Genomic DNA, 23,851 nt, shown 5'->3' with positions numbered 1-23,851 from the left:
TCGTGCTCTGACGGAACCCTCCCGACCCGCGGCGCGTCCGACCGGTCATGCGCAGACAGGGGTTCCACCTCGCGGCTGGCGTGCTCGTCCTGGCAGTCGCCCTGCTCGCGCCCGTGACGTGCAGCCAGAGCAGTGACGAGGCACGTCCGCGCTGCGACAGCCTGTTCGGCTACGGGACGCCGTTCGGCGAGTGGGTGCAGGGCGGGGTCCTCGTCGCTGTCGTCCTGTGCGTCGTGGGCGTGTCCCGCCGCCGCCCTGGGTGAGGTCGGCTGCGGCACGCGGGGCTCACGCCGTCCCCCGCGTCTCGGTGAGGGCTGCGCGCCAGGGCGCGGAGACCTGACCGAGTCCGGTCTCGCCGCTGGTCGCGGGCGGCCACGGACCCCCGCACCCCCCCGATCTCCGGAGATCATCAGGCGGTCTGCACGGGACACGCTGCGTGTCGGCGAGCAGACCGCCTGGTGATCATGGTGGGGCCCCGGGGCTGGCGTGGCCCGGCAGCGGCGGGTGGGGAACTGCGAGAGGGGCGGGTCAGCGGTCGGGGGTGGCGTGCTGACGGCGCAGGAGCTCGACGAAGCGACCGACCGCGCGGACGACGTGGGCGTTGCGGATCGAGGGGAAGACGTCGAAGGCGTGCTCCGTGCCGGGCAGCTCGAGGTAGAGCACCGGCTGGTCGGACACCGCGCGCAGCCGCTCGACGAACAGTCTCGCCTCCTGCACGGGCACGAGCGTGTCGTTGCGGCCGTGGACGACGAGGAAGGGCGGCGCGTCGGCGCGCACCCGCGCGATGGGGGAGGCGCTGCGGTAGAGCTCCAGCGCGTCGGCCCGCCGCTTCTTGAACACGAGCGGAGCCAGCACCCGCCGCTCGCGCTGCCGGTCGCTGCGGGTGCCGGTCTCGCCCTCGATGTCGTAGACGGCGTAGTAGGGCACGCACCCCGACACCGACGTGTCGGCGTCCTCGAAGCCGGGCTGGAAGGACGGGTCGTCGGCGGTCAGGGCGGCCAGCGCGGCGAGGTGACCGCCGGCCGACCCTCCGGTGAGGACCAGGAAGCCGGGGTCTGCGCCGTACTCCTGGCCGTGCTCCCTCACCCACGCGATGGCGCGCTTGACGTCGATGAGGTGGTCGGGCCAGGTCGCCCCCGGCGACAGCCGGTAGTTGGGGGCGAAGCAGACCCAGCCGAGCGCGGCGAGGTGGAGCATGAGCGGGCGGCCCTGCTCCTCCTTCTTGCCGATGACCCAGGCTCCGCCGTGGACCTGCACGAGCGTCGGGCAGCCGGTGGGTCGGTCCCTGCGGTGGAAGACGTCGAGGCGCAGCCGGCGGTGCTCGTCGGAGAAGCGGACGTCCTTGACGTGCACGACGTCGGGGTGGCGGAAGGCGAGCGGCACGAACCACCGGCGCAGCCCGCGCGTGACGTCGTCGCGCGGTGAGAGGTCGGGCAGCTCCGACAGGACGTCGTCGGCGACGTCCGCGGCCCGCTCGGCTTCCAGCACGATCCGGCCGAGGAGCAGCAGGGCGAGTACGGCGAGAGCGAGGCCGACAGCACCCGTCGTGGTCGCGAGCCCACCCAGTGCGGCTGCGGTCCCGGCGAGCGCGACGGTCAGGACCATCACCTGCGGTGCGAGCTCGGCGGTCAGCCAGGCGCTGAAGAACGACGGCAGCAGCGCGGGGGTCCACCGCAGGGGTCGGGTCGCGTTGAGCGCGGCCAGCAGCGCCAGGCACCCGAGCGCGAGCAGGACCACCGGCATCTGGCCAGTCTGCTGCACGCGGCCAGGCGATCTGCCATGGTGTCGCCGTGGAGCAGATGAGCGGCGTCGACGCGGCCTTCCTGTACTTCGAGACGCCGTCGATGCACATGCACGTCTGCGGCGTCCTCGTCCTCGACCCCTCGACCGCCAAGGAGGGCTTCGGGTTCGAGCGAGTCCGTGAGCTGTTGGCGTCGCGGCTCGTGCTCATCCCGGAGTTCCGGCGCAAGCTGTCGGCCACCTCGCTCCGGCTGCACCACCCGGTCTGGGTCGACCTCATCGACGTGCCCGTGGCCGAGCACGTCACCCATGTCGTCCTGCCCGCGCCAGGTGGTGTCGAGGAGCTCGAGCGGGCGGTCGCGGACTTCGCCGAGGTGCAGCTCGACCGGTCGCGCCCGCTGTGGCAGGTGCTCGTCGTGGAGGGCCTCGAGGACGGCCGGGTGGCCGTCGTCGTCAAGGTCCACCACTGCCTGGTCGACGGGGTCGCGGCCGGCGATGTGCTCGCCCAGCTCGTCGACCTCGGACCCGAGGGGCGCACCGCAGGAGAGATCTACGAAGCCTCGCGGCTGGTCGCCGAGCGCCGCCGCCGGCCGGGCCTTCCGGAGATGCTCGGCCACACCGTCAAGGGCGTCGTCACCCGCCCGGTCGGCATCGCGCGGCTCGTCCCGTCGGCCGCCAAGGCCGTGACCGGCCTGGTGCGGACCCGTCGCAGCGGCGAGTCCGCCGGCGGCACCATGCCCTTCCAGGGACCGCGCGCGCCGTGGAACGGCAGCGTCACCGGTCGCCGGGTCGTGGCCCTGGTCGACGTGCCGATGGGCGACGTGAAGGCGGTGAAGAAGGCGCTCGGCGGCACCTTCAACGACGTGATGATGACGGTGGTCGGTGGTGCCTTCCACCGCTACCTCGACGGCTCGCTCGACGCGAGCCTGATCGCGGTGCTGCCCGTCAACGTGCGCCGCGAGGGCCAGCGCGGGGGCAACCAGGCCTCCGCGATGTTCTCGACGCTCGCCACGGACCTTGCCGACCCCGTCGAGCGGCTGGAGGCCATCAAGGCCGCGACGGCGGCCGGCAAGGCCGACCAGCGGGCGCTCGGCGGTGACATCGTCGAGCAGGCGGGCGCCCTGGTCGAGCCGATCCTGGTGTCGTTCGCGGCGCGGGCCTACGGCGCGCTGCGGCTGGCCGACGTCCACCCGGTCATCCACAACCTGGTGCTGTCCAACGTGCCCGGGCCGCCGATCCCGCTCTACCTCGCGGGGGCCCGCATCGACGCCCTCGTCCCCCTCGGACCGGTCCTCGACGGCGCCGGCCTCAACGTCACGATCGTCAGCTACGCCGACACCGTCGGGGTCGGCTTCATCGCCTGCGCGGACCGGATCCCGGACCTCCGCGCGCTCGCCGCGCAGGTCCGCCCGTCGCTCGACGAGCTGCTCGCGGTGGCAGCGCGGCCGTGAGCGGCGGACCGCTGCGCGCGGCCGGCCAGCTCGCCGGTGGGGTCTCGCGGGTCCGCCCGCCGTGGGAGCTGGCCCGCTTCCTGCGCTCCGACGTCGTCGCCGGGCGGGGGGTGCCGCATGGCGACGGGTCCGCGGTCGTCGTCCTGCCCCCGGCGGTCACCGGCGACTGGTACATGCGCGTGATGACCCGGTGGCTCGGCCGCATCGGCTACGCCGCGCACTCCTCCTCCATCGCCTGGCACGTCGACTGCTCGGACCGCACCCTGGCGAAGGTCCTGCCGCGGGTGCTCGCGCTCGCGGCCGACAGCGGCCCCGTCTCCCTCGTCGGTCACTCCCGCGGGGGCCTGCTGGCCAAGGCGATCGCGCAGTCCGAGCCGGCCGCCGTCCGTCGGGTGGTCACCCTCGCCGCGCCCCTCGCAGCACCCTTCACCATCCACAACCTCACCCTCGAGCGGGCCGCCTCGCTGGCCCGCTCGCGGCTGCAACGCGACACCGAGCGGCGCTCGCGCGGCTGCCTCACCGAGGCCTGTGCCTGCCCCTACGGCGCGGCCTACCGGCAGGAGTGGCCCGACGGTCCGCGGCTGGTGTCGCTGTTCACCCGCTCCGACGAGGTGGTGCGGTGGCAGTCCTGCGTCGTGCCCTACGCGCGCAACGTCGAGGTGCGCGGCAGCCACATGGGGCTGGTCGCCGCGCGCAACGCCTACGTCGCGATCGCCCGGGCCCTTGCAGGGGAGTACGACGAGGTCGGCACGACGTGGCAGCTGGGCTCCGCCGCGGCCGTCCCGCCACTGCTGCCGGGCTGAGCGCGCCAGGCCTCAGCGGGCGCGGCGGGTGTCTCGGCGGGCCTTGATCCGGCGGGCGAAGCGTCCGAGCGAGCCGGGCCGCAGGGCGCTCGCGCTGCACAGCGTCACGAACAGCAGCACGAGCGCGACCAGCATCACCAGCACGACCTGGGCGACGAGCGGCTTGTCGTCGAGGTTGGTCACGACCGGGGTGAGGAACAGCAGCAGGAACAGGGCGAGCACGCCGTTGACGACCCGGGGGACCCAGGCTTGCGGCAGCGGCGCGTGCGGCCCCTGCTCGGTCAGGACAGCTCCGTCACGACGTGGTCGATGCAGGCGGTCAGCGCCTCGACGTCGGCCGGGTCGATCGCCGGGAACATCGCGACCCGCAGCTGGTTGCGGCCGAGCTTGCGGTAGGGCTCGGTGTCGACGATGCCGTGGGCGCGCAGCACCTTCGCGACCTCGGTGGCGTCGACGGAGTCGTCGAAGTCGATCGTGCCGATGACCTGCGAGCGCTTCGCCGGGTCGGTGACGAAGGGCGACGTGTAGGCCGTCTTCTCGGCCCAGGAGTAGAGCGCGGACGACGACTCGGCGGTGCGCGCGACGCACCAGTCGAGGCCGCCCTGGGAGTTCATCCACTCGACCTGGTTGGCCATCAGCACGATCGTCGCGAGCGCCGGGGTGTTGTAGGTCTGGTCGAGCCGGGAGTTGTCGAGCGCGATCGTGAGGTCGTAGGACGCCGGCACCCAGCGGTCGGTGGCGGCGATCCGCGCGACCCGCTCGATCGCGGCCGGCGACATCAGGGCGAACCACAGTCCGCCGTCGGAGGCGAAGCACTTCTGTGGCGAGAAGTAGTAGACGTCGAACTGCGACGCGTCGACGGGCAGGCCGCCCGCACCCGAGGTCGCGTCGACCGCGACGAGCGCGCCGTCGTCGGCGCCGGCGACCCGGCTGATCGGCATCATGACGCCGGTCGAGGTCTCGTTGTGGGTCAGGGCGTAGAGGTCGACGCCCTCCTCTGCCACGACGTCGGGGTGGGTGCCCGGGTCGCTCGTCACGACGACCGGGTCGTCGAGGAAGGGCGCGGCCTTCGCCGCGGTCGCGAACTTCGAGGAGAACTCGCCGAAGGTGGCGTGCAGCGACCGGCGCTCGATCAGGCCGAAGGTCGCGATGTCCCAGAACTCCGTCGCGCCGCCGTTGCCGAGCACGACCTCGTAGCCGTCGGGGAGCGAGAACAGCGACGACAGGCCGCTGCGGACCCGGCCGACGACGTCCTTCACGGGCTTCTGGCGGTGCGAGGTGCCGAGCACCGAGCGGGCCGCGAGCAGGGCGTCCAGCTGGGCGTCGCGGACCTTCGACGGCCCCGCGCCGAAGCGCCCGTCGGCGGGCAGCAGCGAGGACGGGATCGTGATGTCGGGCACTAGACCTGGTTCCCTGCGGGCAGCTCGCCGACCGGGACGTCCGCGACGGGACGCGGAGCCGGGCCGACGTACTTGGCGGACGGGCGGATGAGCTTGCCGAGCTTCTTCTGCTCCAGGATGTGCGCGGACCAGCCGGCGGTGCGGGCGCAGGTGAACATCGACGTGAACATGTGGGCCGGGACCTCGGCGTAGTCGAGGACGACGGCCGACCAGAACTCCACGTTGGTGCGCAGCGCGCGGTCGGGGTAGCGCGCGGTGAGCTCCTCGATCGCGGCCTTCTCGAGCGCCTCCGCGACCTCGTAGCGGTGCGAGCCGAGCTCCTTCGCCGTACGACGGAGCACGCGGGCGCGCGGGTCCTCGGCGCGGTAGACGCGGTGGCCGAAGCCCATCAGCCGCTCGCCGCGGTCCATGAGGGCCTTGACGTACTTCACCGGGTCGCCGGAGCGCTCGACCTCGTCGAGCATCGTCAGGACGCGCGAGGGGGCACCGCCGTGCAGCGGGCCGGACAGCGCGCCGATCGCGCCGGAGATGCTCGCCGCGGCGTCGGCGCCGGTCGAGGCGATGACGCGGGCGGTGAAGGTCGAGGCGTTCATGCCGTGCTCGGCGGCGGAGACGAAGTAGGCGTCGACGGCCTTGGTGTGCTTGGGGTCCGGCTCGCCCTTCCAGCGGATCATGAAGCGCTCGACGATGGTCTCGGCCTTGTCGACCTCCGACTGCGGGACCATCGGCTTGCCGAGGCCGCGGGCGGACTGCGCGACGAAGGCCAGCGCCATCACCGACACCCGGGCGAGGTCGTCGCGGATCTGGTCGACGTCGATGTCGAGCATCTGCTGCAGGCCCCAGGCCGGCGCGAGCATCGCGACGGCGGACTGCACGTCGACGCGGATGTCACCGGAGTGCACCGGCAGCGGGAAGGGCTCCGCGGGCGGCAGGCCCGGGCGGAACTTGCCGTCGACCAGCAGGCCCCAGACGTTGCCGAAGGAGACGTGGCCCACGAGGTCCTCGATGTCGACGCCGCGGTAGCGCAGCGCCGAGCCCTCCTTGTCGGGCTCCGCGATCTCCGACTCGAACGCGACGACCCCTTCGAGGCCGGGCTTGAAGGTGTCGTCCGCCATCGGGGCTCCGCTCGTCATGCGCTCGTCGATGAGTGTCACCAGCATTCTGCCGTGCCCCCTGGCAGGGGGATGAGGCAGGCTGCCGTGGTGACCCTCGACCTCGCCGCGCTGCGCCGCGACTACGCGCGTGCGGGGCTGTCGGAGGCCGACCTCGCCCCCGGCTGGCACGCCCAGCTCGCGGCCTGGCTGGTCGACGCGGCCGTCCTTCCCGAGCCGGGCGCGGTCGTGCTCGGCACGGTCGCGCCCGACGGCACGCCCAGCGCGCGGACCGTGCTCTGCAAGGGCCTCGACGAGCGCGGCCTGGTGGTCTTCACCAACCTCACCAGCCGCAAGGCCACCGAGGCGCTCGCGACCCGGCGCGCGTCGCTGGTCTTCCCCTGGGTCGAGCTCGAGCGGCAGGTGTGCGTCGTCGGGAGCGTGGAGGAGGTCAGCCGCGAGGAGTCCGCGGCCTACTTCGCCTCCCGCCCGCGGGGGTCGCAGGTCGGGGCCTGGGTGTCACGCCAGTCGAGCGTGATCCGTGGGCGTGACGTCCTCGATGCCCGCGCCGCCGAGCTGGAGGAGCGCTTCGCCGGCGAGGAGGTGCCGCTGCCGCCCTTCTGGGGCGGGCTGCGGGTGGTGCCCGAGACGGTGGAGTTCTGGCAGGGCCGACCGTCGCGGCTCCACGACCGGCTGCGCTTCCGGCGCGACGGCGAGGGCTGGGTCGTGGAGCGGCTCTCCCCGTGAGGCGCGCCTTCCTCGACCTCACCCCACTGCGGGTCTCCCCGGCGTACCGCCGGCTCGTCGCCGGTGACGCGGTCTCCGTCATCGGGACCCAGGTCACGATGGTCGCGGTCCCGATCCAGGTCTACGCGCAGACCCGCTCGGCGGCGGCCGTCGGGCTGGTGGGCCTCGCCGGGCTGGTTCCGCTCATCGTCTTCGGGCTCTACGGCGGGGCGGTCGCGGACGCGGTCGACCGGCGGCGGCTCGTGCTCATCACGACCGTCGGGCAGGTGCTGCTCAGCGGCGTGCTCGTCGCGCAGGCCGCGGCCGGCCTCGAGCAGACCTGGTTGCTCTACGCCGTGGTCGCCGGGCAGGCGGGGTTGTTCGCCGTCGACTCGCCGGCCCGGCAGGCCTTCCTGCCCCGGCTGCTGCCGACCGAGCTGTTGCCCGCGGCCAACGCGGTGAAGCAGGTCGAGTTCAACCTCGGCGTCACCCTCGGGCCGCTGCTCGCCGGGCTGCTCGTCGCGCGCTACGGCTACACCTCCGCCTACCTCGTCGACCTGATGTCCTTCAGCCTCGTGCTGCTCGCCGTGCGCGGGCTGCCCGCGATGCCGCCCGAGGGCGGCGGGCGCAAGGCCGGGACGGCCTCGGTGGTCGAGGGGCTCGCCTTCCTGCGCACCCAGCCGGTGCTGCTGATGACCTTCGTCGTCGACATCGTCGCGATGGTCTTCGCGATGCCGCGGGCGCTGTTCCCGGCGCTGGCCGAGGAGGTCTACGGCGGCGGGCCGCAGACCGCGGGCGCGCTCTACTCTGCGCTCGCGGCGGGGGCGCTCGTCGGCGCGGTCTTCGGCGGCTGGCTCGGTCGCGTCCACCGCCAGGGCCTCGCGGTCCTCGGCGCGATCGTCGCCTGGGGCCTCGCGATCACGGCCTTCGGGCTGACCGACTCGCTGCTGCTCGGGCTGCTCTTCCTCGCCGCCGCGGGCGCCTCCGACATGGTGTCTGCGGTCTTCCGCACCGCGATCCTGCAGGCCGCTGCGCCCGACGAGATGCGCGGCCGGCTCGGTGGGGTCTTCATCGTCGTCGTCGCCGGCGGACCGCGGCTCGGCGACGCCCGCGCCGGAGGTGGCGCGGAGCTGGTCGGCCTGCAGGGCGCGGTCGTCGCGGGTGGACTCGCGGTCGTCGGCCTCACCACCGCGATCGGCGCCGCGGTGCCGCGCTTCCGGCGCTACGACACCCGTGAGCTGGTCAGCCCAGAGCAGTGACGTCGACGGTGAGCCAGGTTGCCCGGGCGACCGCGAGGACCTCACCCGCCGGGCTGTGCAGCACCGTGCCGGTGTGGGTCTTGCGGCCGTCGCGGCCGGTGACCCAGCCCTGCACGACGTGCTCCTCGCCCGCGACCGGCAGTGCCCGCAGGTCGAGCGCCATCCGGCCGAGCACCATCGGGCGGGCCGGGTAGCCCGACGCCCAGCCGCCCGGGCAGTCCAGTGCGGCCCACACCATGACGGGGCTGTCGTCCTGCGGCACCCAGACCGCGGCCGTGCGGTCGGGCGCGAGCAGCCCGGGACGCAGGCCGAGCGAGTCGGGTGCGTCACGCTCGCTGCCGCAGACGAAGCAGCGCGGGAAGGGGTGCTCGACACCGTCGCGGAAGCCCGCGCCCGCGGCCCGCGCGGTCGCGACGTCGACCGGGTCCGGTGGCGTGACGTCCACGCCCGCCAGGGCGCTCGTCGCGACGAGGTGCTCCCCGTCGTACACCTCGTGGCCCTCGACCCGCAGGTCGGTCTCGAGCGGCGGAGGACGGCGAAGTGTCACCTCGTCGCCACCCGTGAGCTGGGTGAGCAGGCCGGCGGCGACCCCGCCGTTGGCCGACCCGGGCGGGCCGCAGAAGCGCGCAGCGATCCTCATGCCGGCAGCCTCGCAGACCTCCCGCGCGAACGATCACGATCCGCACCTACTGTCAGGCGATGACCCGATTGCGCACCGCCGTGCTCGTCAGCGCCGCCCTGCTCGTCACCGGTGTGCCCGGCCTGCCCGGGCCGACGCCGGCGAGCGCCGCGACCCCGACGGCCGGCCAGTCGACCTACGTCCCGCTGTCGCCCGTGCGGGTCATGGAGACCCGTCCCTCGCAGGGCGTCGTCGGGCCGCAGACAGGACCGGTCGGTCCCGGCGGGACCGTCGACCTCGTCGTGGCGGGGGTCAACGGCGTGCCGGCCGGGGCGACCGCGGTCGTCCTCAACGTCACGGTCGTGCAGCCGACCTCGGGCACCGATGTTCGGGTCTACCCGACGCCGGCCGACGCGTCGTTCCCGACGGTGTCCAACCTCAACGCCGCCGTCGGCGTGACCGTCGCCAACCTCGTGACGGTGAAGGTCGGGCAGGGCGGCTCGGTGCGGCTGCGCAACGAGAAGGGCGAGACCCATCTGATCGCCGACCTCTCGGGCTACTACGTCGAGGGCGGCGGTGGCGCGAGCTACACCGGGGCGGCACCGCGGCGGCTGGTCGACACCCGTGAGGGCACGGGCGCGGTCGGGCCCGGAGAGGTGCGCGACCTCGTCGTGCGGGGTGGCGAGAAGGGCGCTCCCGAGGCGGCCAGCGCGGTCGTCCTCAACGTCACCGCGGTGGGCGGCACCGAGGGCACCGACGTGCGCGTCTACCCCTCGGGCGCGGCGTCGCCCCCGACGGTCAGCAACCTCAACTCGCCGCGCGGTCGCACCGTCCCTGCAGCCGTGGTCGTCGCGGTCGGCAGCAACGGCGCGGTCTCGCTGCGCAACGAGGCGGGCTTCGTGCACCTGGTCGTCGACCTGTCGGGCTGGTACGTCCCCGGCACCGACGGCGCGGTCTTCCACCCGGTCGACCCGCTGCGGCTGCTCGACCAGCGAGAGACGCGCTCGCCGCTCGGTGCGGGTGCGACGGCTGACCTCGTCGTCGGTGGGGGGCGGCTGGTCCACCCGACCGCCACCGCGGCGGTCCTCAACGTCACCGCGACCGGCGTGTCGTCGTCGAGCGACGTGCGCGTCTACCCGACCTCCGACGACGGCGCCGTCCCGACGGTCAGCAATCTCAACGTCGTGCGCGGGCAGACGGCCCCCAACGCGGTCTTCGCGACCCTCGGCAAGGACGGCTCGGTCCGGCTGCGCAACGAGTCCGGCACCCTGTCGCTCATCGCAGACGTGTCCGGCTGGTTCGGCCCGGCCGGCGAGGGCTGGGACATCAGCTGGCCGCAGTGCCGCAACACCAGCGGGGCGAGTGACCGCAACGGCACCGTCGCGCAGCACCCGACCGGCGGTGCCTTCGCCGTCATCGGGCTCACCGACGGCACCAGCAACAACTTCCGCCGGGTCCAGTGCTTCGCCGACGCCTACTCGTGGGCGTCGTCGCTGCCCGGCAAGCCGTCGGTCTACGTCATCCTCGATGCGCCCGGGGCCGACGACCCCGACTGGGAGCGGCCCGGGCCCCGTGACTGCGACGGCACGAGCTCCGACCCGGACTGCGGCTGGAACTACGGCTGGAACCTGCTCTCCAACGCGCTGACGTTCCTGCCCACCGACCCCGACGGGTCACGGCCGATGGTGTGGCTCGACGTCGAGGGTCCCTACTCCTCCGGGCCGTTCTGGCAGACGCAGGCCGTCAATCGCGAGGTCATCCGCGCCGCCGTGACCCGGCTCGCGCAGTCCGGTGTGCGCACCGGCATCTACACCGACCACGCGACCAGCTCGTCCCCGGACTGGGAGGCCATCACCGGCGGCGCGCTGGCCTTCCCGACGCTGCCGGTCTGGCTGTTCCCCGCCCCGGCCGCGACGCCGCAGGACTTCTGCGAGCAGCGCCGCAGCCCGTCGGGCGGGCCGGTCGTGATGACGCAGTACCAGACCCAGCAGGACAGCGTCACCTACGACACCAACCACCCCTGCTGATCGTTCAGGCGCGGGCGGCGGCGTAGCGGCGCAGCGACTCCTCGCGCTCGGCCTTGTGGTCGACGATGCGACGCGGGTAGCCGTCGGGCAGCCGGTCGAGCGTCCACGGCTCGTGCACGGCCTTGCCGGGCACGTCGCGCAGCTCCGGCACCCAGCGCCGGATGTAGTCGCCGGTCGGGTCGAAGCGCTGTCCCTGCGTGACCGGGTTGAAGACCCGAAAATACGGCGAGGCGTCGGTGCCCGTCCCGGCAGTCCACTGCCAGCCGTGCTGGTTGCTCGCGAGGTCGCCGTCGACGAGGTGCTGCATGAAGTGACGCGCGCCGCGGGTCCAGTAGACGTGCAGGTCCTTGGTGAGGAACGACGCGACGATCATCCGGACCCGGTTGTGCATCCAGGCCTCGCCGAGCAGCTGGCGCATCCCCGCGTCGACGATCGGATATCCGGTGCGCCCGCTCGCCCACGCCGTGAAGCAGCGGTGCGCTTCGGCGCCCTCGTCGTACTCCAGGCCGCGGATCGCGTCGGTGAGGTCCTCGCGGGCCGACCGCGGCGCGCGCCAGAGCACGTCGGCGTAGAAGTCGCGCCAGATCAGCTCGGTGCCGTAAGTCGTCGGCCCCTCGCCCCGGCCGAGGTCGGCGTGCAGCGTCCGCGGGTGGACGCAGCCGTACTTGAGGTAGGGCGACAGTCGGCTCGTTCCCTCGACCCCGGGTAGGTCACGGGTGACCTTGTAGTCCGGCAGCACGTCGTCGCGGATCTGCGCCCACCGCGCGAGGGCCGCGGCCTCGCCGGGCTCGGGCAGCACGACGTCGACGAGATCGGGGTTGCTCGGCACGCCGTCGGAGCGCAGGCCGCCGTCGCTCCACGGCACGCTGCGCGGGGTGAGGGCGGGGGAGCGCAGCCCGCGCCCCCGCCAGGCACGGGAGTACGGCGTGAAGACCTTGTAGGGATCGCCGTCGGACTTCGCGAGCGTCCCGGGGGTGACGCCGTACGGCGATCCCGTCGCGACGAGCGGCACCTCGCCGAGTGCCTCGGCCACCCGCTCGTCACGGCCCCGCCCGTAGGGGCCGTGGTCGCTGCTCACGTGCACCGTGGTCGCACCTGTCTCGCGGACCAGCCGGGGCACGACGTCCTCGGGTCGACCGTGCACGACGCGCAGCGCGCCGCCGGTCCGCTCCTGCAGCTCGCGCAGGCAGCCGTAGAGGAAGGCGAGCCGCGCCGCGCCGCTCGGTCGGCGCAGCGCGTCGTCGAGGACGAAGACCGGCACGACCTCGTCGCCGGCGTCGCGGGCGGCGAGCAGCGCCGGGTGGTCGGCGAGCCGCAGGTCACGGCGGAACCAGAGCAGGGCGGTCGTCACGGTCTCCGACGCTAGGCCGTCTCGCGTCCGACCGCGCGGTCAGGCCGTCGGGGTGTAGCCGGGGCGACCGGCGTCGTTCCACTCCTCCCAGAGCTCGAAGAACTCCGTGCCGAAGGGGTCCTGCCCGCGCATTGGCATCGAGCTGCGTCGGATGGTGAAGTCCAGCGGTGCCTTCGCAACCGCGGCCGCGAAGTGCCGCTCGGCGGCCTCGGTCTCGCCGTGGCGGTGCAGCCACGCGGCGAGCCGGCGCTCGGCGCGGGCGGTCCGCAGGTCGGCGTCGTCGGCCGGCGCGGGCGTCTCGGGCACGGTGCCGTCGCGCACCCACCGGCGCAGCGCGTCGTGGTGGTCGCCGGACGCCACCTTGGTGAACTCCTGGAACTGGTCGTCACCGGGCGCGATCGTCGGCGGCTTGGCGACCCGGCCCTGCTCGTCGAGCCAGACGACGGACGGCACGTTGACGATCCCGAAGACGTCGGACAGCCGGTGCTCCGGGTCGACGGCGACCGGCAGGTCGGCGGTCTCTGCCCACGGCCGGACGGCCTCGGGGTCCTCGTCGATCGCGACCGTGACGACGTCGAGGCCGTCGGCCTTCAGCTCGTCGGCGAGCTGCTTCCACGCGGGCAGCTCGTAGCGGCAGCCGCACCACGTCGACCACGCGACGACGGCGGTCTTGCGGCCGGTGCCCGTGACCGCGACGGCGTTGCCGTCGACGTCGGACAGCGCCACCTCCGGCGCGACGTCGCCGACCTTGACGGTCGAGCCACCGGGCTCCCCGAGGACGGCCACGACCCGGTCGGCGAGCACCTCGACGGCGAGTGGGCGCTGCAGGGCGGCGGCGAAGGCGGCCAGTGGTGCGGGGTCGGGCAGCGGCACGGGGACGCAGACGTCGCCGCGGCACAGGCCGACGGGCTTGAGCTCCCACCCGGTCGCGGTGAGCAGGTCGGCCGCGCCCACCAGCAGGGCGTCACCGTCGTACGCCGCCGGGATCTCCGTCGTCGTCGTGCCGTCGAGCAGCAGGAGGGTCGTCGTCATGGCGGGAAGGTGGCACATGGCGGGGCCTGCCTGCCACTGCCTCCCGCTGGGTGGGCAGGATGACCTCGTCGGAGCACGCGAGGCAGAGGAGCAGCCAGTGGCCAGCAGTGACGGTCGGGTCGTCGTCATCACGGGAGCGGGTGGCGGCATCGGTCGGGCCGAGGCGCTGCTGTTCGCGCAGGAGGGCGCGCGGGTCGTCGTCAACGACGTCTCTGCCGACGGCGCGCAGGCCGTCGTCGAGGAAGTGCGCGCCGCCGGTGGTGAGGCGGTCGCCAACACCGACGACATCTCCGACTGGGACGGTGCCGGGCGGCTCGTGCAGACCGCGATCGACACCTTCGGCGGCCTCGACACACTGGTCAACAACGCGGGCATCCTGCGCGACCGGATGTTCGTCAACATGAGCCTCGACGACTGGGACGCGGTCATCAAGGTGCACCTGCGCGGCACCTTCGCGCCGACCAAGCACGCCGTGACCTACTGGCGCGAGCAGTCGAAGGGGGGCGCCCAGCGCGTCGCCCGCATCGTCAACACGTCCTCGCCGAGCGGCATCTTCGGCAACGCGGGGCAGGCCAACTACGGCGCGGCGAAGGCCGGCATCGCGGCGTTCACGCAGATCCTCGGCGAGGAGCTGTGGCGCTACGGCGTGCTGTCCAACGCCATCGCCCCGTCCGCGCTGACCTCCATGACGGAGGGCCTCACGGGCTACAAGGAGCGGCTCGACGAGCTCGAGGCCCGCACCGGCTGGGTCAACCCCGGCGGCCCCGAGCACATCGTGGCTCTCGTCGCCTGGCTCGGCTCGCCACTGTGCGAGGTCAACGGCAAGGTCTTCAACGTCCGCGCCGGGCACGTGTCGGTCGCCGAGGGCTGGGCCGTCGGCCCGGCCTACGAGAAGGAGGGCGGCTTCGAGGTCGCCGAGCTCCACGAGGTGCTGCCCGGCCTCGTCGCCGAGGCCGCGCCGCAGACCAACGCCTACGGCCAGCCGAAGTCCTACGGCGGCTGACCTCCCCCGACGGCGGTCAGCGGCGCACGAGGTCGAGGAACTCCGCCCTCGTGCGCGCGCTGTCGCGCAGCGCGCCGTGCAGTGACGAGGTGACCGTCGACGTGCCCGGCGCCTTCGCGCCGCGCAGCCGCATGCACATGTGCTCGGCCTCCAGCACCACGCCGACGCCCTTGGGCTGCAGCTCCTCGCGCAGCCAGGTCGCGATCTGCTGCGTCATCCGCTCCTGCACCTGCAGCCGCCGCGCGAACCGCTCGACCACGCGGGCCAGCTTCGACAGCCCGAGGATGCGGTCGCCGGGGAGGTAGGCGACGTGGGCCGTCCCGACGAACGGCAGCAGGTGGTGCTCGCACAGCGAGTGGAAGGGGATGTCGCGCACGAGGACCAGCTCGTCGTACCCCTCGTCGTTGGGGAACGTCGTGAGGTCGAAGTCGGTCGGGGTCAAGAGCTCGTCGTACGCCGCGACGACCCGCCGTGGCGTGTCGCGCAGGTCTTCGCGGGCGACATCCTGACCGAGCGCGCTGAGCAGCTCGCGGACAGCAGCCTCGGCCCGGTCCCTGTCGACGCTCATGTCAGGAGTCCAGCACAGAGCGGCCGGCCGGCGGTCAGGACAGCTCGGTCGCGAGGCCGTGGGCGACCCAGCGCAGCGCCTCGTCGAGCAGCTTGTCGAGGTCGGAGCCGGGCTGGTGCAGCCACTGCTCGTAGGCCGCGAGCGCGGCACCGAGGGCGGTGTGGGCGACCAGCTGCGGGCGCAGGTCCTCGACGTCGCAGCCGAAGCGCTCGGCGGCGAAGTCGGCGACGACGCAGCGCCAGGCGGTGTAGCGCAGCGTCGAGTGGGCCTGCAGCGCGGGCGTGTGCAGGATGAGCCGCATCCGCTCGCGGTGCAGGTCCTCCGCGGCCGGGCCGACCCGGTTGAAGGCGATGACCGCGTCTCGCACCGCGTCGAGCACGGGCACCGTCGCGGGGGTGGCCGACAGGTGGGCGCGCATCGCCGACAGCAGCGCACCGAAGTCGCCGTAGACGACGTCGTTCTTCGACGGGTAGTAGCCGAAGAAGGTGCGGCGCGCGATGCCGGCGGCGGCGGCGATGTCGTCGACGGTCGTCTCGTCGAAGCCGCGCTCGACGAACAGTCGCAGGCCGAGGTCGGACAGCTCGTCGTGCGTCGTGGACGGCGGTCGGCCGCGCCCTGCCATGGGGTCTTCCCTTCTGCACCGAGTGCATCTATGGTGCATCACACGTTGTGACGGCTGTCACCCTCGCGCTAAGGAGTACCACGCATGACCGCTCCCATCGATGTCATCGACACCGCCATCGAGACCGCCATCGAGACCGTCGTCGAGGCCGACCTCGAGACCGCTCCGCCCGTCGAGGTCGTCGAGGAGGACGTGCTCGTCGAGGACGTCTCCATCGACGGGATGTGCGGCGTCTACTAGTGCCCGCCCCCGCCCCCGCCCCCGTGCTCGACCGGCCGCTCCGGCTGCACCCGCAGGTCGCGGTGCGCCCGGAGCGCTTCGGAGCGCTGCTCTACCACTTCGGCACCCGCCGGCTGTCGTTCCTCAAGGAGCCGCGGCTGCTCGCCGCGGTGGAGGCCCTCGACGGCACCCGCACCACCCGCGAGGCCTGCGCGGTCGCCGGCATCACCGACGGCGAGCTGCCCCGCTACGCCCGTGCCCTGACCACCCTCGAGACCACGGGGATGCTCCAGTGACCGCCACCCTCATCGAGCACTTCGAGGCCGGCCTCGACGCGCCCATCTGCCTGACCTGGGAGCTCACCTACGCCTGCAACCTCGCGTGCGTGCACTGCCTGTCCAGCAGCGGCCGGCGCGACCCGCGCGAGCTGTCGACCGAGGAGTGCAAGGCGGTCATCGACGAGCTGCAGCGGATGCAGGTCTTCTACGTCAACATCGGCGGCGGCGAGCCGACCGTGCGCTCCGACTTCTGGGAGCTCGTCGACTACGCGACGGCCCACCAGGTCGGGGTGAAGTTCTCCACCAACGGCATCAAGATCGACGCGGCGGCCGCGGCCCGGCTCGCGGCCAGCGACTACGTCGACGTGCAGATCTCCCTCGACGGCGCGACCGCCGACGTCAACGACGCGGTGCGCGGCGCCGGCTCCTTCGAGACCGCGACCCGCGCCCTGCAGCACCTCGCCGACGCGGGCTTCCGCGACGCGAAGGTGTCGGTCGTCTGCACCCGCCACAACATCGGCCAGCTCGACGACTTCAAGGCGCTCGCCGACCGCTTCGGCGCGACGCTGCGGCTCACCCGGCTGCGACCCTCAGGTCGCGGCGCCGACGTCTGGGACGACCTGCACCCCACGGCCGCGCAGCAGCGCGAGCTCTACGACTGGCTGGTCCGCCACGGCGAGGGCGTCCTCACCGGCGACTCGTTCTTCCACCTGTCGGCGTTCGGCGAGGCGCTGCCCGGCCTCAACCTGTGCGGCGCCGGTCGCGTCGTCTGCCTCATCGACCCGGTCGGTGACGTCTACGCCTGCCCCTTCGCCATCCACGACTCCTTCCTCGCCGGCAACGTCCGCTCGCCCGGCGGCTTCGCCACGGTGTGGCGGGAGTCGGAGCTCTTCCGCGAGCTGCGCGAGCCGCAGAGCGGTGGCAGCTGCGCGTCGTGCCAGCACTACGACGCCTGCCGCGGAGGCTGCATGGCCGCGAAGTTCTTCACCGGCCTGCCGCTCGACGGCCCGGACCCCGAGTGCGTGCAGGGCTACGGCGAGAGCGCGCTCGCGGGCGTCGTCTCAGCTCCGCGACCCACCGGCGACCACTCCCACAAGGGCGGGGTCCGCGGCGGTCCGGTGCCCGTGACGATCGGCATGCGGCCGCCCAGCAAGGGCTGCGACGAGAGCCCCCTGGCGGGGCTCGCCCGCTGATGCTGCTCACCGGTCCGGTCGTCCTGCGCGGCCACGAGGCGCCCTCCCGCGTCGTCTTCGGCCCGCACGAGACCAACCTCGGTCGACCGGGTGGTCGCGCCCTGTCGGACCGCCACGTCGCCTACTACGCCGCGCGCGCGGCCGGTGGTGCAGGCGTCGTGGTCACCGAGACCGCGTCGGTCACCGCCGACGACTGGCCCTACGAGCGGGCGCCGCTCGCGGCGGAGTGCGGCCCCGGCTGGGCGGCCGTCGCCGCGGCCTCTGCCCCCGCGCTCGTCCTCGCCTCGCTCGGCCACACCGGCCTGCAGGGCTCCAGCGCCTACTCCCAGCAGGTGCTGTGGGCGCCGTCGCCGGTCGCCGACGTCGTCAGCCGCGAGCTGCCCGCGGTCATGGGACCGACCGAGATCGCCGCCGTCGTCGCGGGCTTCGCCGACGCGGCCCGCCTCGCCGTCGACTCGGGCTGCCACGGCGTCGAGGTCGAGGCCGGTGACCGCAGCCTGCTACGGCAGTTCCTGTCCGGCCTGACCAACCAGCGCGGCGACGGCTACGGCGACGACAAGGCCCTGCTGCTGCGCGAGGTCCTCACCGCGGTGCGCGCCGAAGCCCCCGACGCGATCGTCTCCCTCCGGCTGTCCTGCGACGAGCTCGCCCCCTGGGCCGGCATCACCCCCGAGCACGCGGTCGCCACCGCTGCGGGCGTGCAGGACCTGATCGACCTGCTCGTCGTGGTGCGTGCAGGCCCCTACGCCGGCAGCGCCTACCGCCCCGACGCCCACGTCGAGCCAGGGTTCAACCGCGACCTGACCGCGCAGCTCAAGGCCGCCGTGCGTGTGCCGGTGGTCCTGCAGGGCTCGGTCGTCGACCCGGCCATGGCCGAGCAGGCGCTGGTCGACGGCACCGCCGACCTCGTCGAGATGACCCGCGCGCAGGTCGCCGATCCGGAGCTCGTCGCGAAGGCCCGCGCCGGTGTCGCGCCGCGCCCCTGCGTGCTGTGCAACCAGGCCTGCCGGGTCCGCGACGCGCGCAACCCGATCGTGTCGTGCGTCGTCGAGCCCCGCTCCGGCCACGAGCTCACCGACCCCGCGCCCGAGGGGCTCGACCACCCGCGCGACGTCACCGTCGTCGGCGGCGGCCCCGCCGGTCTCGAGGCCGCGCGGGTGCTCGCCGGTCGCGGTCACCGGGTGGTCCTGCACGAGCGGGCGCCCGGCCTCGGCGGCGCCGTCCGCGAGTGGGCCCAGCTGCCCGGTCGCGGTCGCTTCAGCGCCTACCTCGGCTGGCTCGAGTCCGAGTGCCGTCGCCTGGGCGTCGACGTCCGCCTGGGCAGCGAGGTCCGCGAGCCCGTGACCGGTGACGTCGTCGTCGCGACCGGCAGTGTGCCCGCCGACCGCACCCACGGGCGCACCCCGGAGGCCGACGGGCAGCCCGGGCCGACGGTCGACCCGACGGTCCTGCTCGACGTCCGCGCGGCCCTGACCGGCGAGGTCCCTCCTGGTCCGGTGGTCGTCCATGACCCGGTCGGAGGCACCGCGGGTGTCGCCGTCGCCGAGCACCTCGCCCTCACCGGGCGCGACGTCACGCTCGTCACCGCCGACCCGATCGCCGGCACGCTGCTGTCCCTCACCGGCGACCTCGCCGACTGCAACACCCGGCTGCAGCGGCTCGGCGTACGCCGTGAGCTCAAGGCCCTGCTCCGCTCCGCCTCCGGCGGCACCGCCGTGCTCGAGCACGTGTGGACCGGTGAGCGCCGCACCATCGACTGCGCGGTCCTCGTCGACTGCGGCCACCGGCTCCCGGACCCGGCGCTCCCGGGGCACCCGCGGGCCGGCGACTGCGTCGCGCCGCGCACCGTGCTTGAGGCCGTCCTCGAGGGTCGCCGCCGTGCCCTCGAGCTCTGCGGCGCCGCCCCGGCGGGGGCGCACCCGTGAGCCGCTACCCGCACCTGCTGTCGCCGCTGCGCATCGGTCCGCTGACCGTGCAGAACCGCGTGGTCTTCAGCGCCCACCTCACCAACTACGCGCAGGACGGGATGGCGACCGAGCAGCACGCGGCCTACTACGCCGCCCGGGCCGCGGGCGGCGCCGGCCTGATCATCACCGAGGAGCACTCGACCCACGTCACCGACTGGCCCTACGAGAAGCTCATCCACGGCTTCGACCCGCGGGTCGTCCCCGGCTACCGCCGCATCACCGAGGCGGTGCACGCCCACGGCACGCCGATCCTCGCGCAGCTCAACCACAATGGCGGGCAGGCCTCCAGCATGTACAGCCGGCTGCCGGTCTGGGCGCCGAGCGCCGTACCCGACCCGCTCTTCCGCGAGGTCCCGAAGGCCCTCGACCACGCCGAGATCCGCTCGGTCGTCGACGGCTACGCCCTCGTCGCCGAGCACTGCGTCGCCGGCGGCTTCGACGGCGTGGAGCTGCAGTGCAGCCACTCCTCCATCGTGCGCGGCTTCCTCAGCCCTGCGACCAACCTGCGCACCGACGCCTACGGCGGCAGCCTCGCCAACCGCGCCCGGCTGCTGCTCGAGGTCGTCGCCGCGGTCCGCTCCGTCCTCGGCCCGACGAAGGCGCTCGGTGTGCGGCTGTGCGGCGACGAGCTCATCGAGGGGGGTACGACGATCGACGAGGCCGTGGAGGTCGCGCGGCTGTGCGACGCGACCGGTCAGGTCGACTACGTCAACACCTCGATCGGGGTCGCGACCGCGACGCTCTACATGATCGAGGCCTCGATGCAGGTGCCGCCGGGCTACGCGATGTTCATCCCGTCGGCGATCCGCGAGGCGGTCAGCATCCCCGTCGTCGGCGTCGGTCGCTTCAAGGACCCGACCCAGGCGGACCGCGCGATCGCCGCCGGTCAGGCCGACCTCATCGGGGTCGTGCGCGGCCAGATCGCCGACCCCGACTTCGTCCGCAAGGCCCGCTCCGGCCAGGCCGCAGACATCCGCACCTGCCTGTCGTGCAACCAGGAGTGCGTCGGGCGGATGGGCCTCAACCGCTGGCTCGGCTGCATCGAGAACCCCCGCACAGGCCACGAGTCGGTCGCCCTGCCGATGCCGACCCGCCGGTCGCAGCGGGTCCTCGTCGTCGGGGGCGGTCCGGCCGGTCTGCAGGCCGCTGTCACCGCGGCCGAGCGCGGTCACCACGTCACGCTCTTCGAGCGCTCGGAGCGGCTCGGAGGTCAGGTGCCGATCGCCGCGAGTGTCCCGAGCAGGGCGGAGTTCCTCGACATCACCCGCAACCTCGTCTCGGCCGCGCAGCGCGTCGGCGTCGACATCAAGACGTCGTACGACGCGAGCGCCGACCTGCTGCTCGGCGAGTTCCCCGACGTGGTCGTGCTCGCCACCGGAGCGGTCCCGAACCGGCCCTGGTGGGCCGGTGACGCCGCGCGGGTCGTCGACGTGCGCGACGTCCTCGAGGGGCGGGCCGCGCCGTCGGGGCGCGTCGTCGTCGTCGACGACCTCGGCTTCCACCAGGCCACCTCGGTCGCCGAGCTGCTCGCCGACCGTGGCTGCGACGTCGAGGTCGTCACCCCCGGCATGGTCGTCGGCCAGGACCTCGGCATCACCCTCGACCTCGAGACCTGGAACGTGAAGGCCGAGGCCAAGGGCATCGCGCAGCGCACCGACGTCGTGCCGATGGACGCGACCGTCGAGGGCGACCGCATCGTGCTGCAGCTGCAGCACCACCCGACCGGCACCGACGTCACGCTGACCTGCGACTGGGTCGTCTGCGCCGTGCAGCAGCGGGCCGACGACGCGCTGTGGCACGCCCTGGCGGACGCGCCCTTCCCCGTGCACCGCATCGGTGACTGCCTCGCCCCGCGCCGTGCCCACGCCGCGGTCGTCGAGGGCCACCGGGTGGCGGTGTCGCTGTGACCGTGACCTCCACCCATCTCGGCGCGACCGCCGAGGTCGAGCCGCTGCAGGTGAGCCGGCTCGCGCTCGTCATCGTGCGCGCGGGCCAGCTCCCGGTCGGAGCGGCGGAGGCGGCGGCGGAGGCGAGCGGTCGGGTGCTGCTCGTCGGCTCGGGCACCGCGGAGGCCGCGGCCGAGCTCGGGGCCACCCGCACGTGGTACGCCGAGACCGCCGGTGCCGCACCCGCCGGCCTGTCGGCGGCGCTCGTGCCGCTGCTGCGCGACGTGCGCCTGGTCGTGCTGCCGGCGAGCCCGGACGGTCGCGACTTCGCGCCCCGGCTGGCCGCCGCGCTCGACCGGCCCCTCCTGGCCTGGGCCTCGGCGGCGGGTGTCGACGACGACGGAGTCACCGCGACCCTGTCGCGCCTCGACGGTCGGCTCGACGTCGACGTGCGCTGCGACGGCCCGGCCGTCGTGACGCTGCTGCCGGGCTGCCGCAGCCCGCTGCGCCCGACCAACGGCGAGCTGCTCGAGCTGCTGCTCGATGCGAGCGGCGGCGTCGATGCGGAGCGGCTCGCGGTGCTGCCGCCCGACCCCGAGACGATGGACCTCTCGGAGGCCGCGCGGGTCGTCGGCGGCGGCGCCGGCCTCGTCCCGCACGGCGCCGACGACGCGACCGCCCGGCAGACCTTCGACCTGCTGCGAGCCCTCGCCACCCGGCTCGGTGCGAGCACCGGTGCGACCCGGGTCGTCACCGACGCGGGCTGGGTCCACCACGACCGCCAGATCGGCACGACCGGGGTGAGCGTCGACCCCGAGCTCTACCTCGCACTCGGCGTCGCCGGCGCGGGTCAGCACACCGGCGGCCTCGGCGCCCCGCGCCACGTCGTCAGCGTCAACCTCGACCCGTCGTGCCCGATGACCGCGATGGCCGACCTCGGTCTCGTCACCGACGCGCGCGCCCTGCTCGACGAGCTCGCCGAGCGGCTGGGAGTCACCCCGTGAACGACGCCTCACACGACTACGACGTCATCGTCGTCGGCGCCGGACCGGCCGGGTCCTCGGCCGCGCTGACTGCTGCCCGAGCCGGCGCGCGCGTCGTGCTGCTGGAGCGCGGGCCCTTCCCCGGCTCGAAGAACGCCTACGGCGGCGTCGTCTACGGCCGGGTCCTCGACGAGGTCCTGCCGCGGTGGTGGGAGGAGGTCCCCTTCCAGCGCTGGGTGACCCGGCGCTCGACGATGGTCCTCACCGAGACGCAGGCCCTCACCGTCGACTTCCGCACGGCCGCGTGGGGGCAGGCGCCCTACAACGGCTGCACGACCTTCCGCGCCGACTTCGACAGCTGGCTCGCGGGCAAGGCTGTCGAGGCCGGCGCGCATCTCGTGACGAGCACGGTCGCCACCGGGCTGCTCCGCGACGAGACCGGGAAGGTCGTCGGGGTCCGCACCGACCGGCCCGACGGCGACCTGCGCGCGGCCGTCGTCGTCGCGGCCGACGGCGTCAACAGCTTCCTCGCCAAGGAGGCCGGCCTGCTGCCGCGCGCCGACGCCACGCACCACACCCTCGGGGTGAAGGAGGTGCTGGCGCTGCCGCGCGACGTCATCGACGAGCGCTTCGGGGTGAGCGGTGACGAGGGCGTCGACGTCGAGATCCTCGGCTGCACCCGCGGGATCCCGGGCGGCGGCTTCCTCTACACCAACCGCGACACCGTCTCGGTCGGCGTCGTCGTCTCCCTCGAGCACCTCGCCGCCGCGAAGGTCCGCCCCGAGCAGCTCGTCGCGGACCTCAAGGCCCACCCGGCGGTCGCCCCGTGGCTGCGGGGGGCGAGCGTCAAGGAGTACACCGCCCACCTCATCCCCGAGGGTGGCTACGACGCCTTCCCCGAGCTCGCCATCGACGGGATGCTCGTCACGGGCGACGCGGCCGGCATGACGCTCGCTGCGGGCATCTGGCTCGAGGGCGTCAACTTCGCGATCGGCTCCGGTCTCGCAGCCGGGCGCACGGCCGCGGCGGCGGCGCAGCAGGGGGACAGCTCGAGGCGGGCCTTGTCGGCGTACCGTCGGGACCTTGAGTCGACCTTCGTGCTCCAGGACCACAAGCGCCTGCGGGGTGCGCCGGGGCTGGTGCTCAGCGAGCGGGTGCAGCAGCGCTACCCGGGGCTGGTCGCGGACCTCGTCGAGGGGCTGTTCACGGTGACCAACCCGACCGCGAAGCCGGGCGCGCTGGCGCTGCTGCGCCGGTCGGCGAAGCGCAACGGCGTCAAGCTGCGGCACCTTGCCGCGGACGCGATCGCGGGCGGGAGGGTGTTCCGGTGAGCGACAGCTCTCAGGCGTACGACGGCATCGCGTTCGAGGACCGGATGGCGACGGTGGAGTTCCGGGTCGCGGAGCGCGCCCACATCGTCGTGGACAGCGACGTGTGCCGGTCCTGCACCACCAAGGCCTGCGTGACGGCCTGCCCGGCCGACCTGTTCGCGCCGACCAGCGACGGCGGCATCCTGTTCAACTACGAGCAGTGCTTCGAGTGCGGCACCTGCTACCAGGTGTGCAACAGCGAGGGCGCGCTGTCGTGGTCCTACCCCGACGGCGGCCACGGCGTCGTCTTCCGGCACGGGTGA

Annotated in this window: 24 protein-coding genes; 15 read left to right on the top strand and 9 right to left on the bottom strand. The window is 73.8% G+C overall.

Annotated elements, in window-relative coordinates:
- The first annotated feature begins 47 nt into the window (after positions 1-47).
- Positions 48-263, top strand: coding sequence for a hypothetical protein (locus Q8R60_03580; protein MDP3711551.1), 216 nt, complete (start codon positions 48-50; stop codon positions 261-263).
- A 265-nt stretch (positions 264-528) separates the two neighbouring features.
- Here the strand turns inward: Q8R60_03580 and Q8R60_03575 are convergent, their stop codons facing one another.
- Positions 529-1,761, bottom strand: a complete 1,233-nt coding sequence (locus Q8R60_03575; protein MDP3711550.1) for an alpha/beta hydrolase — start codon at positions 1,759-1,761, stop codon at positions 529-531.
- A 38-nt stretch (positions 1,762-1,799) separates the two neighbouring features.
- On the opposite strand from Q8R60_03575, the gene Q8R60_03570 reads away from it, so the two are divergent.
- Entirely contained in the window at positions 1,800-3,191 is a 1,392-nt protein-coding gene (locus Q8R60_03570; protein ID MDP3711549.1) for a wax ester/triacylglycerol synthase family O-acyltransferase, read from the top strand.
- The gene (locus Q8R60_03565; protein MDP3711548.1) at positions 3,188-3,994 is read left to right on the top strand and encodes an alpha/beta fold hydrolase; all 807 of its coding nucleotides are present in this window, start codon (positions 3,188-3,190) and stop codon (positions 3,992-3,994) included. Before Q8R60_03570 ends, Q8R60_03565 begins: the two co-directional genes overlap by 4 nt.
- A gap of 12 nt (positions 3,995-4,006) precedes the next feature.
- Here Q8R60_03565 and Q8R60_03560 read toward each other — a convergent pair whose 3' ends face one another.
- Genes Q8R60_03560 through Q8R60_03550 form a run of 3 tightly spaced genes read right to left on the bottom strand, consistent with a single transcriptional unit; the run spans position 4,007 to position 6,509 of the window.
- Positions 4,007-4,216: a hypothetical protein gene (locus tag Q8R60_03560; GenBank protein MDP3711547.1), complete on the bottom strand. Its 210-nt coding sequence runs from the start codon at positions 4,214-4,216 to the stop codon at positions 4,007-4,009.
- A gap of 59 nt (positions 4,217-4,275) precedes the next feature.
- Entirely contained in the window at positions 4,276-5,394 is a 1,119-nt protein-coding gene (gene serC / locus Q8R60_03555) for a phosphoserine transaminase (GenBank protein MDP3711546.1), read from the bottom strand.
- A complete protein-coding gene (locus tag Q8R60_03550) occupies positions 5,394-6,509 on the bottom strand; it encodes a citrate synthase 2 (protein MDP3711545.1) in 1,116 nt (371 codons plus the stop codon). The genes serC and Q8R60_03550 overlap by 1 nt, the downstream gene beginning before the upstream one ends.
- A gap of 87 nt (positions 6,510-6,596) precedes the next feature.
- Here Q8R60_03550 and pdxH point away from each other — a divergent pair, with 87 nt between their 5' ends.
- Complete coding sequence (gene pdxH / locus Q8R60_03545; GenBank protein ID MDP3711544.1) at positions 6,597-7,232, top strand: pyridoxamine 5'-phosphate oxidase; 636 nt, start codon at positions 6,597-6,599, stop codon at positions 7,230-7,232.
- Positions 7,229-8,470, top strand: coding sequence for an MFS transporter (locus tag Q8R60_03540; GenBank protein MDP3711543.1), 1,242 nt, complete (start codon positions 7,229-7,231; stop codon positions 8,468-8,470). Before pdxH ends, Q8R60_03540 begins: the two co-directional genes overlap by 4 nt.
- Here the strand turns inward: Q8R60_03540 and Q8R60_03535 are convergent.
- Positions 8,454-9,110: a hypothetical protein gene (locus tag Q8R60_03535; GenBank protein MDP3711542.1), complete on the bottom strand. Its 657-nt coding sequence runs from the start codon at positions 9,108-9,110 to the stop codon at positions 8,454-8,456. The genes Q8R60_03540 and Q8R60_03535 overlap by 17 nt on opposite strands.
- A gap of 59 nt (positions 9,111-9,169) precedes the next feature.
- Here Q8R60_03535 and Q8R60_03530 point away from each other — a divergent pair, with 59 nt between their 5' ends.
- Positions 9,170-11,116 carry a hypothetical protein gene (locus Q8R60_03530; GenBank protein ID MDP3711541.1) on the top strand — a complete coding sequence of 649 codons (1,947 nt, stop codon included), beginning with the start codon at positions 9,170-9,172 and terminating at the stop codon, positions 11,114-11,116.
- A gap of 4 nt (positions 11,117-11,120) precedes the next feature.
- On the opposite strand, the gene Q8R60_03525 is transcribed toward Q8R60_03530, so the two are convergent.
- Together Q8R60_03525 and Q8R60_03520 are read right to left on the bottom strand one after the other, a co-directional pair.
- Entirely contained in the window at positions 11,121-12,467 is a 1,347-nt protein-coding gene (locus Q8R60_03525) for a deoxyribodipyrimidine photo-lyase (GenBank protein MDP3711540.1), read from the bottom strand.
- 39 nt (positions 12,468-12,506) lie between these two features.
- On the bottom strand, positions 12,507-13,499 hold the full coding sequence (locus tag Q8R60_03520) for a TlpA disulfide reductase family protein (GenBank protein MDP3711539.1): 993 nt from the start codon (positions 13,497-13,499) through the stop codon (positions 12,507-12,509).
- 97 nt (positions 13,500-13,596) lie between these two features.
- Between Q8R60_03520 and Q8R60_03515 the strand changes: the two genes are divergently transcribed.
- On the top strand, positions 13,597-14,502 hold the full coding sequence (locus Q8R60_03515) for an SDR family NAD(P)-dependent oxidoreductase (protein ID MDP3711538.1): 906 nt from the start codon (positions 13,597-13,599) through the stop codon (positions 14,500-14,502).
- 16 nt (positions 14,503-14,518) lie between these two features.
- Here the strand turns inward: Q8R60_03515 and folE are convergent, their stop codons facing one another.
- Both folE and mftR read right to left on the bottom strand, forming a co-directional pair.
- Positions 14,519-15,070: a GTP cyclohydrolase I FolE gene (folE, locus tag Q8R60_03510; protein ID MDP3711537.1), complete on the bottom strand. Its 552-nt coding sequence runs from the start codon at positions 15,068-15,070 to the stop codon at positions 14,519-14,521.
- A gap of 34 nt (positions 15,071-15,104) precedes the next feature.
- A complete protein-coding gene (mftR, locus tag Q8R60_03505; protein MDP3711536.1) occupies positions 15,105-15,692 on the bottom strand; it encodes a mycofactocin system transcriptional regulator in 588 nt (195 codons plus the stop codon).
- Between the two features lie 84 nt (positions 15,693-15,776).
- Between mftR and mftA the strand changes: the two genes are divergently transcribed.
- The 8 genes from mftA to Q8R60_03465 are packed head-to-tail and all read left to right on the top strand — an operon-like array spanning position 15,777 to position 23,851.
- The gene (gene mftA, locus Q8R60_03500) at positions 15,777-15,932 is read left to right on the top strand and encodes a mycofactocin precursor MftA (protein ID MDP3711535.1); all 156 of its coding nucleotides are present in this window, start codon (positions 15,777-15,779) and stop codon (positions 15,930-15,932) included.
- Complete coding sequence (gene mftB / locus Q8R60_03495; GenBank protein ID MDP3711534.1) at positions 15,917-16,207, top strand: mycofactocin biosynthesis chaperone MftB; 291 nt, start codon at positions 15,917-15,919, stop codon at positions 16,205-16,207. The genes mftA and mftB overlap by 16 nt, the downstream gene beginning before the upstream one ends.
- On the top strand, positions 16,204-17,382 hold the full coding sequence (mftC, locus tag Q8R60_03490) for a mycofactocin radical SAM maturase (protein ID MDP3711533.1): 1,179 nt from the start codon (positions 16,204-16,206) through the stop codon (positions 17,380-17,382). The genes mftB and mftC overlap by 4 nt, the downstream gene beginning before the upstream one ends.
- On the top strand, positions 17,382-19,307 hold the full coding sequence (locus tag Q8R60_03485; GenBank protein ID MDP3711532.1) for a mycofactocin system FadH/OYE family oxidoreductase 1: 1,926 nt from the start codon (positions 17,382-17,384) through the stop codon (positions 19,305-19,307). The genes mftC and Q8R60_03485 overlap by 1 nt, the downstream gene beginning before the upstream one ends.
- A complete protein-coding gene (locus Q8R60_03480) occupies positions 19,304-21,256 on the top strand; it encodes a mycofactocin system FadH/OYE family oxidoreductase 2 (GenBank protein MDP3711531.1) in 1,953 nt (650 codons plus the stop codon). The genes Q8R60_03485 and Q8R60_03480 overlap by 4 nt, the downstream gene beginning before the upstream one ends.
- On the top strand, positions 21,253-22,239 hold the full coding sequence (locus Q8R60_03475; protein ID MDP3711530.1) for a mycofactocin-associated electron transfer flavoprotein alpha subunit: 987 nt from the start codon (positions 21,253-21,255) through the stop codon (positions 22,237-22,239). The genes Q8R60_03480 and Q8R60_03475 overlap by 4 nt, the downstream gene beginning before the upstream one ends.
- A complete protein-coding gene (locus Q8R60_03470) occupies positions 22,236-23,549 on the top strand; it encodes an FAD-dependent oxidoreductase (GenBank protein ID MDP3711529.1) in 1,314 nt (437 codons plus the stop codon). The genes Q8R60_03475 and Q8R60_03470 overlap by 4 nt, the downstream gene beginning before the upstream one ends.
- Positions 23,546-23,851, top strand: a complete 306-nt coding sequence (locus tag Q8R60_03465) for a 4Fe-4S dicluster domain-containing protein (GenBank protein MDP3711528.1) — start codon at positions 23,546-23,548, stop codon at positions 23,849-23,851. Before Q8R60_03470 ends, Q8R60_03465 begins: the two co-directional genes overlap by 4 nt.

Source organism: Mycobacteriales bacterium (genome assembly GCA_030697205.1).
GTDB lineage: Bacteria > Actinomycetota > Actinomycetes > Mycobacteriales > SCTD01 > JAUYQP01.
This window is presented reverse-complemented; position numbering and strand designations above follow the sequence as displayed.